The sequence below is a fragment of the Cobetia sp. Dlab-2-AX genome (assembly GCF_024124625.1).
GTDB lineage: Bacteria > Pseudomonadota > Gammaproteobacteria > Pseudomonadales > Halomonadaceae > Cobetia.
Genome location: NZ_JAMXRV010000002.1, coordinates 218,572 through 231,819 on the forward strand (window position 1 = coordinate 218,572; position 13,248 = coordinate 231,819).

At 62.7% G+C, this 13,248-nt stretch carries 10 protein-coding genes; 2 read left to right on the forward strand and 8 right to left on the reverse strand.

All coding sequences use genetic code 11. The features are described 5' to 3' along the window. The first annotated feature begins 362 nt into the window (after positions 1 to 362). Both NH396_RS04050 and NH396_RS04055 read left to right on the forward strand, forming a co-directional pair. On the forward strand, positions 363 to 2,123 hold the full coding sequence (locus tag NH396_RS04050) for a hypothetical protein (RefSeq protein ID WP_253061887.1): 1,761 nt from the start codon (positions 363 to 365) through the stop codon (positions 2,121 to 2,123). A 138-nt stretch (positions 2,124 to 2,261) separates the two neighbouring features. Beyond that, positions 2,262 to 3,743, forward strand: coding sequence for a mannitol dehydrogenase family protein (locus NH396_RS04055; RefSeq protein ID WP_253061889.1), 1,482 nt, complete (start codon positions 2,262 to 2,264; stop codon positions 3,741 to 3,743). Between the two features lie 118 nt (positions 3,744 to 3,861). Here NH396_RS04055 and NH396_RS04060 read toward each other — a convergent pair whose 3' ends face one another. The 8 genes from NH396_RS04060 to NH396_RS04095 all read right to left on the reverse strand — a co-directional run bounded on the left by NH396_RS04060 (position 3,862) and on the right by NH396_RS04095 (position 12,975). Further along, positions 3,862 to 4,758 carry a drug/metabolite transporter gene (locus tag NH396_RS04060; RefSeq protein ID WP_253061891.1) on the reverse strand — a complete coding sequence of 299 codons (897 nt, stop codon included), beginning with the start codon at positions 4,756 to 4,758 and terminating at the stop codon, positions 3,862 to 3,864. Between the two features lie 347 nt (positions 4,759 to 5,105). Continuing rightward, a complete protein-coding gene (gene phnX, locus NH396_RS04065; protein WP_253061893.1) occupies positions 5,106 to 5,924 on the reverse strand; it encodes a phosphonoacetaldehyde hydrolase in 819 nt (272 codons plus the stop codon). Between the two features lie 13 nt (positions 5,925 to 5,937). After that, a complete protein-coding gene (locus NH396_RS04070) occupies positions 5,938 to 7,077 on the reverse strand; it encodes a 2-aminoethylphosphonate--pyruvate transaminase (protein ID WP_253061895.1) in 1,140 nt (379 codons plus the stop codon). Between the two features lie 49 nt (positions 7,078 to 7,126). Next, positions 7,127 to 8,818 (reverse strand): putative 2-aminoethylphosphonate ABC transporter permease subunit, encoded by a 1,692-nt coding sequence (locus NH396_RS04075; protein WP_253061897.1) that lies wholly within the window; start codon positions 8,816 to 8,818, stop codon positions 7,127 to 7,129. Continuing rightward, entirely contained in the window at positions 8,815 to 10,038 is a 1,224-nt protein-coding gene (locus NH396_RS04080) for a putative 2-aminoethylphosphonate ABC transporter ATP-binding protein (RefSeq protein WP_253061899.1), read from the reverse strand. Before NH396_RS04080 ends, NH396_RS04075 begins: the two co-directional genes overlap by 4 nt. Positions 10,039 to 10,100: 62 nt before the next feature. After that, a complete protein-coding gene (locus NH396_RS04085; protein WP_253061901.1) occupies positions 10,101 to 11,147 on the reverse strand; it encodes a putative 2-aminoethylphosphonate ABC transporter substrate-binding protein in 1,047 nt (348 codons plus the stop codon). Between the two features lie 145 nt (positions 11,148 to 11,292). Next, complete coding sequence (locus NH396_RS04090; RefSeq protein ID WP_253061903.1) at positions 11,293 to 12,006, reverse strand: UTRA domain-containing protein; 714 nt, start codon at positions 12,004 to 12,006, stop codon at positions 11,293 to 11,295. A 336-nt stretch (positions 12,007 to 12,342) separates the two neighbouring features. Further along, on the reverse strand, positions 12,343 to 12,975 hold the full coding sequence (locus NH396_RS04095) for an antibiotic biosynthesis monooxygenase (protein WP_253061904.1): 633 nt from the start codon (positions 12,973 to 12,975) through the stop codon (positions 12,343 to 12,345). Positions 12,976 to 13,248: the final 273 nt, after the last annotated feature.

Consider the following 13,248-nt stretch of genomic DNA (forward strand, 5'->3'; position numbering starts at 1 on the left):
GATCGTTGTCCGTTTAGCCAGGACACAATGCTTCAGACACCGAACGAGGTGTGAGAACGGAAAAATTCACATTGCTGAATCGTGTCATTGAACCGAGACACTCCCGCGCAATCCCAGATTTCATGCGGCCTTCAGCGCATTCCTGAGGTCAATAGCCAGGATCACTCAAAGGCATAGCCCAAAGTTCAAGCACGCGGGCTTTGCGTTTTGATGACCATTAACCGATCATTTGCACCAAACCTGAGTCATTTGATCGATAATAGACGATCTACCCTCGTCATCGCCGACAGGGTCGCCAAGGCGGCTGCGTGACATCTCGGGTAGGAGCAGCAAGACAAGCCGTAAAAAAACAGGAGCCAATCATGGCCAGTACTGCGCCAGATTTGGATCGGCAGATCGCCCATATGGACGATGAGCTACTGCCGGTGCCACGTCACAAACTGCATCGGTGGCCGCACTTTGCCGGTCTCTATGCCGCCGAGCACGTTGCCGCGACCGAATTTGTCATCGGTGCCACCTTCGTGGCGCTCGGTGCGGGTATCTGGGATATCCTGCTTGGCCTGCTGATCGGTAATGGCCTCGCAGTGCTCAGCTTCTGGTTGATCACGACGCCAATCGCGATCGAGACCCGTCTGAGCCTCTTCACCTACCTTCACCGTATTGCCGGTGATTCGATGTCACGGCTCTACAACTGGGCCAACGTGATCATATTCACCGCCATCTCGGCGGCCATGATCACCGTTTCCGCCACGGCGGTCAGGCTGCTGTTCGACATTCCGGCCCAGACCCAGTCCTACCCCACCAGCTTCGAGTTCATCCTGCTGGCACTGGCCGTTGCCGCCATCGTGGTACTGGTCGCGGTCTATGGCTTCAACGCCCTGACCGAATTTGCCAGCATCTGCGCCCCGTGGCTGATGCTGATGTTCACCGTCGGCGGCATGGTACTGCTGCCGGAACTGACCGAATCCGTCACCGGCGAGACCACTCTTGACAGCTTCGCTACCTTGATCGAAGTCGGTGGCAGTACGGTATTCACCGGAGTCAACTCGCAAGGTGAAGCCGGCATCGGCATCTGGGAAGTCATCGGCTTCGCCTGGGCGGCCAACACCTTCTCTCACTTCGGTCTGATCGACATGGCGCTGCTGCGCTATGCCAAGGGCATGCGCTCCGGTCTCGCCACCAGCACCGGCATGATGTTCGGCCACTACGTCGCCTGGATCTCCGCCGGCCTGATGGGCGCGGCCACCGCTGCCGTCGCCGGCATCAGCATCGATGTGCTGGAACCGGGTGAAGTGGCACTGCACGCCTTGGGCGCCGCTGGCTTCGTGATCGTGGTGGTCGCAGGCTGGACAACCGCCAACGCCAACCTGTACCGCGCGGGCCTTGCCGCACAGTCGGCGATGCCGAACCTGTCGCGCAACAAGGCGACGCTGGCCGTGGGCATCTGCGTTGCCGTGCTCAGCTGCTTCCCGTTCGTCTACCGCAGCATGCTGCCACTGCTCACCTATGCGGGTCTGGTGCTGGTGCCGGTCGGCGGGATCATCTTCGCTGAGCATCACCTGTTCCCGAAACTCGGCTTCAGCCGTTACTGGGCACGCTACAAGGGCGTGAAGCACAACACGCCGGCGCTGGCGACCTGGGCGCTGTCTCTGATCTTCGGTTTCGGCCTCGAGATGGTCGATGTGATCCCGTTCTACTACCTGTTCCTGCCGACCTGGTTCGTCTCCATCATTCTCTACACCCTGATGGCCAGATCTGCCGGTGCTGCAGCGTCCTACCCGAAAGCCGAAGCGGCCGAGCGGGAATTCCAGGAGCGTGTCGAAGTCCTGCACGCCAAGCAGGCCGAGACCATCAACCAAGCACCGGTCAAGGACACTTCGGGCTTGACCAAGGTCATCAAGGCCATCTGGATGGTGCTGGGCCTGGCGGTACCGTTGGTCCTCGCGCTGCGCGTGCTGTTCGGCAGCCCCGACCTGGCCAGCTACGAAGCGAATCGCGAGCTGTTCTATGACGTGACCATCTGGTCGACGATCATCTACTTCATCTTCGCGTACTGGGAACTGCAGCGCAGCAAGGCGCTGTTCAACAAGCAGTCCCCGAAGCAAGCGGCCACCGCTAGCTGAGTCGGCAGGGGCCAGCCCCTGCCATGCCAGCGGCGAAGGAAGCCTGAATCACGCGGGTGACCTTCGCCGCTGGCCGTTACGACCTACCCTTTCTCTACCCATCTCGACTCGACCGCGACACGCGGCAGGAGACCTCCCATGACCCGTCTCTCCAATGCCAGTCTGACTCAGCTGGACGCCAAGGTAGCCACTCCGAACTATGATCGCACTGCAGTCAGCGCCGGTATCGTCCACTTCGGCGTGGGCGGTTTCCATCGTGCGCACCAGGCCATGTACCTCGACGAGCTGATGAATCAGGGCAAGGCGCTGGACTGGGGCATCGTCGGCGTCGGCGTGATGCCGGGCGACCGCCGCATGCAGGAAGCCCTGGCCTCGCAGGACCACCTCTACACCGTGGTACTCAAGCACCCGGACGGCAACTATGAGCCGCGCGTGGTGGGTTCCATCATCGATTACCGCTTTGCCCCGGACTCCCCGGATGCCGTCATCGAGCTGATGGCCGACCCGGCGATCCGCATCGTCTCGCTGACCGTCACCGAAGGTGGCTACAACTTCCACCCGGTCAGCGGCGAATTCAATCTCGAGAACGCCGACGTCCAGCACGACCTGGCCAACCCGGGGGAAGCCAAGACCAGCTTCGGCCTGATCACCGAAGCCCTGGCACGTCGTCGCGAGCGTGGCGTCACCCCGTTCACCGTGATGTCCTGTGACAACATCGAAGGCAACGGCAACGTCGCTCACAAGATGTTCACTGCCTACGCGCGTGCACGTGATGCCGAGCTGGCGGCATGGATCGAAGCTGAAGTGCCCTTCCCCAACTCCATGGTCGACCGCATCACGCCGGTGACCACGCAGGCTGACATCGAAGAGCTGTCCTCACGTTTCGGCGTGGAAGACGCCTGGCCGGTGGTCTGCGAGCCCTTCACCCAGTGGGTGCTGGAAGACCACTTCGCCAATGGCCGCCCGGCCTTTGAAGATGCCGGCGTGCAGCCGGTGGAAGATGTCGAGCCCTATGAGCTGATGAAGCTGCGTCTGCTCAATGCCGGTCACCAGGCGCTGTGCTACTTCGGCTATCTGGCCGGCTATCGCTACGCCCATGAAGCCTGCAACGACCCGCTGATCGTCGATTTCCTGCTCGGCTACATGAACGAGGAAGCCCGTCCGACGCTGGCTCAGCTGCCGGGTATCGATCTCGACGCTCATTGCCGCACGCTGATCGAGCGTTTCGCCAACCCGGAAGTCAAGGACACCCTCGCGCGTCTGTGCGCCGAGACCTCCGACCGCATTCCGAAGTTCCTGATCCCGGTGGCTCACGCACAGCTCAAGACCGACGGCGAACTGCGTCGTACTGCAGCCGTCGTGGCCAGCTGGGCACGTTATGCAGAAGGCGTGGACGAGCAAGGCGAGACCATCGACGTGGTCGACCCGCTGAAGGACGAGCTGATGGAGCGCGCCAGCCGTCAGCGCGAAGAGCCGACTGCCTTCCTGGACAACCGTGAACTGTTCGGTGATCTGGTCGATCAGCCGCGCTTCCGCGATGCCTATCTCAAGGCCCTGAAGAGCCTGCACGACAACGGCGCACGCGCCACGCTGGAAATGCTGGTGGCAGACGCCAAGTAAGTATGGCGGTGAAGGGGCTCACGACAGCGTGATGCCCCGCCAGCGCCCGCAGAAAGACCAAAAGCGAGACAGGCAGCCGCCTGTCTCGCTTTTTTTGTGCCTCATGCCACGCCCTTCCTTATATCAGCGCAACGGTCCACAGCCCCGCCAGCATGATGACGATACCGATCCACTTGGCGATGGCCGCTCGCTCGCGCAACCAGACCACGCCGAGCACTACTCCCAGAGGGATCGACAGTTGACGCATCGCCACGACGAGGCTGACCTCCGCCGTCAGCGTCATGGCAACCAGCACCAGTCCGTAGGTCGCCATCACCATCACGCCGGTCAGCACCATGCTGCCCCGCTCCCCCCGCCATAGCGCGGGCAGACGGCGACGCTCTGTCGGCAGCAACATCACCAGCAGCGCGCCCCAGGCGACGGTCATGATGGCCTGCAACACCAGGAAGACAGCGCCCGCCGAGGTGGGCGAGTAACCGACACTCACCATGATATCGAGCGCCTGCTTGTCGATCAGCGAATAGCCGGTGGTGCCGACTGCTGCCAGCAGCGCGAACCCCAACGCTGGCGTCAGGTAGGTCGAGGGGCGCAGGCCCTGCGGACTGCTCAAGGGCAGCACCAACGCGCCGAGCACGATCAGCCCCATACTGACCAGATCCAACGCCGTGAGCGCCTGACTGCCCAGCAGACTCAGCGACACCAGCGGCACCAGCACTACCGGCAAGGCCCGCGCGATGGGATACAGCACACTGACCTCTCCCCGCGCATAGGCCCAGGCAAGTCCGCCCATGTAGAGCACCTGACAGAGTCCGGTGGCCACCAGCCAGCCCCAGAATTCACCGGGCAGCACGGCAAACGATGGCCCCAGTCCCAGCAGCGGCGCAAAGATCAGCGCACCACTGGCCATGGCCAGCATGAAGAAGGCCAGCGACGGTGCTCGCCCCTTGCCGAGCAGATTCCAGCCGGCATGCAGACAGACCGAGATCAGGATGAGTCCCAGCGCCAGTGGGCTCAAGGGGCGCTCACGGCAATCGTGTGGGCTTGAGCTTGAGCTTGAGCTTGAGATTGAGCCTGAGCATGAAATTGGGCGTGAGACTGAGCTTGCGCGTGCATGGGGACAGGCATGCGGACGGGCATGAGGAAATTACGGGCTTTCAGGGCAACCAGGCGGCAATCGCCAATGAGCATATGTCCTTACCTTTCGCGAGAAGACGCCAGCCTCAAGGCCTGGTACAAGGGCCCGAGGCTGGCGCCTGAAGGGGTGAAGTGAAGTGGTGGGGTGAAATGGTAGATCAAGGTGGGCGAGCGAGGTGACAGGCAGTGCAGCGTCAGGCCTGGTGTCACCGCCCCATCACCAGGCTGTCAGGGGCGCTCACCGCGCGCCAGACGCGCCTCGATCTCGCGGATCACCTCTGGCAGCTGCGCGATCGTATCGATCATGAAGTGTGGCCCGGACGGCGCGAACTGGGCTTCGATGGCGATGCGCCTTTCGTTGAGCTCTGCCTCTGACAGGGCCATGAACGCCGCGTGATCCAGCCCCATGGCGTTGCCGGAGCAGGTCAGCGCGACCGTCCACATGCCGGCACTGCGACCTTCCAGCAGCCCCGGCGCCGTGTCATCCACCTTCACACAGGCCGCCACGTCAGTGATGCCCAGCGCGATGACATTGGCCAGAGACTGCGCCGGCGAGGGTCGCCCCTTGGGCACCTCATCGGTGGCCACGACATGGTCCACCACCAGCCCATTGCCCTTGCCCCGTGCGACCACCTGCTCGAGCACCTCGCGGGGGTAGCCGGAGCAGGAGCCGATCTTGATGCCCTTGTCGCGCAACCCGTTGATGACCTCGAGCGCGCCGGGAATCAGTGCGGAGTGCGCCCCAATCTTGTCGATCTGCAGCGGCATGAAGCGCTCATAAAGCGCCGTGACATCGGCATCACTCGGGGCGTGGCCACAGGCCGCCTCGAAACGGGCCGCGATCGCAGGGTCATCACACAGGGTGCGGATGTGTTCCCATTTGCCCATGCCCATCGGGCCGCGCGCCTCTTCCAGACTGATGGCCACGCCGATTTCCGCGAAGGCCTCGACGAAGATCTGGGTCGGCGCGAAGGAGCCGAAATCCACCAGGGTGCCGGCCCAATCGAAGATGGCAGCCTGCAGACGATCCGGGGTGTGATATTGCATGTCAGTTCTCCAGTCAGTTGAGTGCGACAGCGTCAGCGCACGGGCGGGCATCGTCGACACCCAGGGTGGCCAGCGCGTCATCCACGGCGGCCAGAAGTTGATCCATCACGCGGACATCCAGCTGCCCGATGCTGCCGATGCGGAAGCTCTCCACGTCGGTGAGCTTGCCCGGGTAGATGATGAAGCCACGTGCCTTGAGCTCGGCGTAGAAACGTGAAAAGTCGAAGTCCGGGTGTGCCGGGCTCAGGAAGGTGGTGATGATCGGCGACAGCCAGGCATCGTCGAGCAGAGTCGTGAAGCCGCGCTGACGCATGCCTGCCACCAGTCGCTGCATGTTGGCGTGATACCGGGCGTGGCGACCCGCGACGCCGCCCTCCTCGGCGTGTTCCTTCAGCGCCTGGTGAAACGCCGCCACCACGTGAGTCGGCGGGGTATAACGCCATTGCCCAGTGCGCTTGAGGTACTGCCATTGATCGTGCAGGTCCAGCGACAATGAGTGGCTACGCCCCTGTGCCGCCTGCAGCGCATCGCGCCGGGCAATCACGAAGCCGAACCCCGGCGCCCCTTCGAAGCATTTGTTGGCCGAGGAGATCAGCGCCAGAAATGGGGTACGTTGCGCGTCGATCTCCAACGCACCGAAGCCACTCATCGAATCGAGGATCAGCTCACGACCATGTGCTGCCACCACCTCGGCGATGGCCGCCACCGGATTGAGCATCCCGGAGCTTGTCTCACAGTGAATCATGGCGACATGACCGATCTCGGGTCTTGCCGCGAGTCTGTCGGCCACGGCCTTGGCACACGGCGCCTCGGCATCGCCCCACACCAGTACGTCGCAGTCGCGCCCCATGCGGGTCAGCAGACTGACCAGCCGCTTGCCATAGGCGCCATTGACCAGCACCAGCGTCTTACTCGTTGGCTCGATCAGACTGCCCAGCGCCGCCTCGACCGCGAAGGTACCGCTGCCCTGCATCGGCACGCACTCATGGTGCCCACTGGCATTGGCACAGCGGAGCAACTGCTGGCAGATCTCGGCGGTCTTGGTGTTGAAGTCCTGATCCCAGGAGCCCCAATCCTTCATCATGGCGGCCTTGACGCTCGCACTGGTGGTCAAGGGACCGGGAGTCAGCAGGTACGGATGTTGAATGCTCATTGGTATATACCAGTTAACTTGCACAAAAAAAAGACGGCCAACGGCGTAATCAGGTCGCCTGTCGCCAGCGTTGGGCACGGGTCAACAGCAGATAACTGACCACCGCATGCAGCAGCTTGACGCCCAGACAGGTGAAGAAGATCAGCACTGCCATGGCAGCCGCGCTGGCGAAGTGCCCGGCTTCGTCGAGATGCATCACCGCGATGGAGGCCAGTCGGGTATCGCTGTTATAGAGAAATACCACCGCCGAGACGGTCGTCATCGCGTTCATGAACAGATAGGCCGAGATATCCAGCACTGACGGCAGAGACACCGGCAAGGTGATGCGGCAGAAGGTCTTCCAGAACGGCACCTTGAGTGAGGCACCGACCGCCTCGAATTCCGGATCAAGCTGCTTGAGCGCAGTCACCGAGGTCAGGTGGCAGACGGTATAGAAATGCACCAGGGTGTTGAGCACCAGAATCGCGAAGGTGCCGTAGATCCAGTTCAGCGGGTTGTCGGCCTGGTTGAAGTAGAAGATGTAGGACAGTCCCAGCACCATGCCCGGCACGGCCATCGGCATCATCGCCATGAAGTGCAGTCCCTGGCGCAGCGGGCGATAGCCCTGACTCTTCTCGGTCAGCCAGGCGTTGAAGAAGATGACCAGCGTGCCGATCAAGGTGACCCAGAAGGCCAGCGTCAGCGAGTTGAGCCACGCGTCCCAGCCACCGCCCGCCAACGCCTTGAAGGCGTAGTGATCGAGGGTCAGGCTCAGGTTGTAGGGCCAGAACTGCACGAGCGAGGCGTAGATGGCGGTGCCGATCACGGCCAGAATCGCGGCGGCCACGCCATAGCAGAGCAGCGCGAAGATCCAGTCACGCAGCGGGCTTGGCGTCGGCTGCCAGGGCACGGCGCGCGCCGAGAGCTGCGCGACCTGACGGCGCTGGATCCAGCGGTCCACCGCGAAGGACAGCAAGGCCGGCAACAGCAGAATGACGCTGACCACCGCGCCCATCTGGAAGTTCTGCTGCCCCACCACCTGACGATAGACATCGGTGGCCAGCACACTGAACTGCCCGCCGATGATCTTCGGCACGCCGAAATCGGTGATCGCCAGCGTGAAGGCCACGAAGGCACAGGAGATGATGCCGTAGCGCGCCCCCGGCAAGGTGATGGTCAGAAAGCTGCGCCATTTGGGCGTTCCCAGCGCATCCGCGGCTTCGTAGAGACGGGCATCGCTGTTGCTGAGCGCCGTCATCATGATCATCAGCGCATGCGGGAAGATCCAGAAGGTCATGCCCATCACGATGCCGATGGGGCCGTAGATGCTCTCCCCCAGCAGCACATCCTTGAACCAGCCCTGATTGCCGAACAGATACACCAGACTGATGGCTGGCAGCAGTGACGGTGCCAGTAGCGGCAGGATGGACAGCATGCGGAAGACGCGCTTGCCCGGCATGCAGGTGCGGGTGATGCCGTACGCGCACAGGAAGGCCAGACTCACCACCGTCAGGGTACTGATCAACGCGATGCTGACGGAATTGATGATCGAGCCGACCAGCGCCGGCGTCTGCACATAGCGCGCGAAGTTGGCCAGGCCGACGAAGTCGCCGCTGCGGTCCTGCACGCTCTTGATCAGCATGGTGGCCAGCGGCAACAGCAGCCCGATGACCAGCAGCGCCAGGGCCAGCAGCAACATCAACAGACGCAAGCCGGACTCGCCTGACAGCCGACCCGACAAGGGCAATGCGCGCGCCATCATGCCTGCGCCTCCATCAACGGATACAGGCGGATCGCCTCGGACGGCAGACGCACACCCACTCGAGCGCCGACCCGCACGCCCAGTGACTCGCTGTTCTGTAGCGCCACATCCGCCGACAGTGTCTGCCCACAGCCCTCAAGCGTCAGAGTGATGCGCAGGAAGGCGCCGAGAAACTCGACGTGCTCCACCTGCGCCGACAGCCCCTCCCCCACTGCGCACAGCGAGACGGCTTCCGGACGAATGGCCAGACGTGCCTGATCCAGCCTCTCAAGGCCATGCGCCGCGCATTCCAGTCGCTGCTGGCCCAGACGCAGGGTACTGGCGTTCTCGGGACAGCATTGCAGGAAGTTCATGCTGCCGATGAATTCGGCCACGAAGGCGCTCGCCGGCTGACGGTAGATCTCGGCGGGGGTGCCGATCTGCTCGATCACGCCATGGTTCATCACCACGATGCGGTCCGCCATGGCCAGGGCCTCTTCCTGGTCGTGGGTCACCATGATGGTGGTGACGCCCAGCCGTGCCTGCAGTGCCTTGATCTGACTGCGCAGATGCAGACGTACGCGCGCATCCAGTGCCGACAGTGGCTCATCGAGCAACAGCAGCCCCGGCTCGGTCGCCAGCGCCCGCGCCAGTGCCACGCGTTGCTGCTGGCCCCCGGACAGGGCCGCCGGATACTTGCCTTCACTGCCGGCCAGGTCCACCAGGGTGAGCAGCTCCGTCACGCGCCGGCGCATCGCATCACGCGCATCGCGCCGATTGCGCAGCCCATAGGCCACGTTGTCGAACACGGTGAGATTGGGGAACAGCGCATAGGACTGGAAGACGATGCCGAAGTCGCGCGCCTGGGGCGGCAGCCACGAGATGTCCCGGTCGCGCTGGTGGATGGTGCCTTCGCTCTGCGGCGCAAGACCGGCGATGGCGCGCAGCAAGGTGGTCTTGCCACAGCCGGAGGGGCCGAGGAAGCACACGAATTCGCCTTCGCGGATCGCGAGGTCGATCTCGCTCAGGGCCGTGAACTGGCCATAGCGCTTGGTGAGGCCGCTGATCTTGAGGTGGATGCTGCCTGACGACGCAGAACGCGAGATGGGTGCCTGAGGCGCTGCGTCACGCGCAGGTGCCCGGGCTGCAGGGCCGGAGGCCGCGCGAGGCGAGGCGCCGGCAGTCGCTGGCGGCGCTTGACGCGAGGCGTGATGACGCGGGGATGCGGTCACAAGAGACATGCGAGAAACTCCCGACCCCGGCGCAAGGCGCCGGGGCAATGACGAAGGTGGCTGGGCGTGACTTACTGACTGTCGGACTTGCCGTCGTAACGGCGCTGCCATTCGGCGAGCACTTCATCCCGCTGGTTGGCCGCCTTGGCAAAGTCAGCCTCGATCATCATCTCGGTGATATTGGCCGGATAATGCTCGATCGGCTTGGCCACCCCCGGATAGGCCACGACCGCATAGCCTTCGTTGTAGAGTTCATTGGCCGGCTTGGAGACTGCCCAATCCATCAGTGTCTGCGCCGCCTCACGCTTGTCGGTGCCCTTCATGATCGCCGCGGCTTCCATGTCCCAGCCCAGCCCTTCCTCGGGGAAGACCAGGTCCACCGGTGCGCCCTGCGCCTTGAGACGTGCGCCTCGGAAGGCGAAGGATACACCGACCACGGCCTCGCCGGAACCGGCCAGATTGCAGGGCGCGGAGCCTGAGTGGGTATAGCGGGCAATGTTGTCGTGCAGTCGGTCCATGTACTCCCAGCCGCCCTCGTCACCCCACAGCTGCAACCAGCTGGCGACATCCAGATAGCCGGTACCGGAAGAACTCGGGTTGGGCATGATCACGTGGCCCTTGAACTCGGGACGCGTGAGGTCTTCCCAGGACGTCGGCTTGGGCACTCCCAGTCGCTCACCTTCGACGGTGTTGTAGCAGAGCGAGGCGACCCAGGCGTCCATCCCGACCCAGGACGGGTCCTGGCCATCACGGTAGGCGGGATCGACGAACTTGCTATCCAGCGCCTCGACTCCCTTGGGGGCATAGCGTGCCAGCATGCCTTCCTTCTCGAGCACCAGCAGGCTGGTCGCGGCCAGGCCCCACACCACATCCGCCTGCGGGTTGTCCTTCTCGGCCAGCAATCGTGCGGTGATCACGCCCGTGGAGTCGCGCACCCATTTGATGTCGATATCCGGATGCGCCTGCTGAAAGCGCTCGGCATATTTCTGCAGATCATCGGACTCCACCGCGGTATAGACGGTGAGCTCGGTGGCCGCTTGGGCATTGAGGGAAACGACCAGACCAACGGCACTGGCCAGCAAGGAACGGGTGAGGAAGGAACGGGGCAAGAAGGACATCGGGACTCTCCAACGCTTGGTATGAATGGCTCTCGCCATCTGGTATATACCAAGAGTATGGGCGGGCCGAATGACACCCCCGTGACAGTCAGTTGAAGGCCCGGTGAAACAGAGCTACCTCATATAATGTCCCTGCAGCGCGGGCTCAGGGCTTGTTCTTGAGCGAGACGGTGATGCACAGCGCATTGTGCAGCCAGCGCTCTTCGTCATAGCCGATGGGACGATGCTGCTCATCGAAGGTAGCGCGACGCACGGTCAGACCGGGGCTACCCATGGCGACCCCCAGCTCCCGGGCGGCCTGCTCTCCCAGCGACTCGGAGTAGAAGCGCAGCTCACGATGGGCCAGCGTGAGGCCATAGCGTCCGCGCAGCTCCGCCCACAGTGACACCCCGAACTGGCCCTCCTCGAGCAGTCCAGGGGCGCGCTCCGGCACCACCCACATCGACTCGCTGAGCACGGCGCGCTCATCCACGAAACGCCGGCGGCGAATATGATATAGCGGTGTCTGGGCCGCCAGGCCCAGCGCTTGCGCAGCCGGTGGGTAGGCCTGAACATCGGTCAGCAGCACTTCTGTCCGTGGCCGCCGCCCCTGCGCCGTCACATAGTCATTGAAGCCGGAGTCACGCGTGGGGTCGTAATCCAGCCGCGGCGGCGACACGAACCACCCACGCCGATTGCTGCGATGAATGCGCCCTTCTCCCTCCAGCTGCCCCAACGCCTGACGCAACGTCACGCGCGTGGTATCGAAGCGCTCGGCCAGCACGCGTTCAGAAGGCAAACGCCCCTCTTCAAAGGCATCAGGGTCCTTCAGCTGTTCGCGCAGGCGATCGGTAAGGTGGAGGTAATACGCATCACTCATGACGAGGAGTCCTGACCAAAGATGAAGAGGGTTGCCACTACCAGGTAATAACACGGCGCCGCTTGCCCCGCCGGCGAAGACAATGCCCGGGACCCTGCGCCGCCAAACGGCTGGATGCTCCAGAAACTATCACATTCGCGTGACTCGCACTGGCCTGCCAGCTTTCGTACCGGTGGCGCTGCAGGGTTTCATGACAGCCGCCTGGTTGAGCTCACAGGCGTGGATGGCGGTGGGATGGCACGCTGATGTTCAAGGAGGGGGGGAACGCACAATGCGCAGCCTCTAAGGGCTGCGCATTCAGTGGGCAAACAGAAAACGAATGACCGGTGGGATAACTCAGAACTCGCTGACGATATTCAGGTACTGCTGCATATCGCCGACCATGGCCTGCTCCAACAGCTTGCCTGTCTCGATGGCATAGGGCCGCTGGAAGTGAATGTCCCACAGGTCTGATTCCGTGCGCCAATGCTCGTATATCACCAGCGTGTCATCCTGTCCGTCGATGGTATACAGATCAAACACGAGATTGCCCGACTCCTCACTGCGCGTCTTCGCCACATGCGTGGTGAATTGCTTCAGCAACCGAGCGCGATATTCTTCCTTGATCTTGAAGATGAAGAAGATACTGAATACCTCATCTTCCGGCTGCACGTGCCTGGGGTTCGCCTCATGCAATGGCGCCGGGTCAGTATCGTTCAAGGGCATCACCTCGAATGGCGATGCCAACGCCGTGTCAGCCAGTTTCAGCAGGGCTTGCGCGTATGGCTGATTCACATGTGCCTGATGCGCCTCAGCACTTGCCCAGCGCTCGTAGGCGAAGATGGTGGTGGGAGAATCCTTGGCCGCGAAGAAACGCATTTCCAGCATCCCCGGTTCAGCCGCTGAGCCCAGCTTGTTGTCAGCCAAGGCCTGCTTGAAGGTAGCGAGTTGTTCGGGCTTGACGTCAAATTTCACGATCAAGGTGAGCATGGAGATGCCCCTTATAGTCAGTGGTTGTCATCGGCCCAACGGCAAGAGCTGCTGCGTCACGTGGCAGCAGGCCTGTCTCGGGAAGTGACTGACACTATCTTTCGCTGCCTGGCTGAAAAACCCGCGGCACGGAGAAAGACTTTCAATGAAAACTTGAACGTGAATGCAGCCCCTTCCACAGCAATGCGCCGCTTGAAACATGAGACCGCGCGCTCACGCAGATCCAGAACCAAAAATCCCGCAGCCAAGGCTACGGGATCATCGACTAGAAGC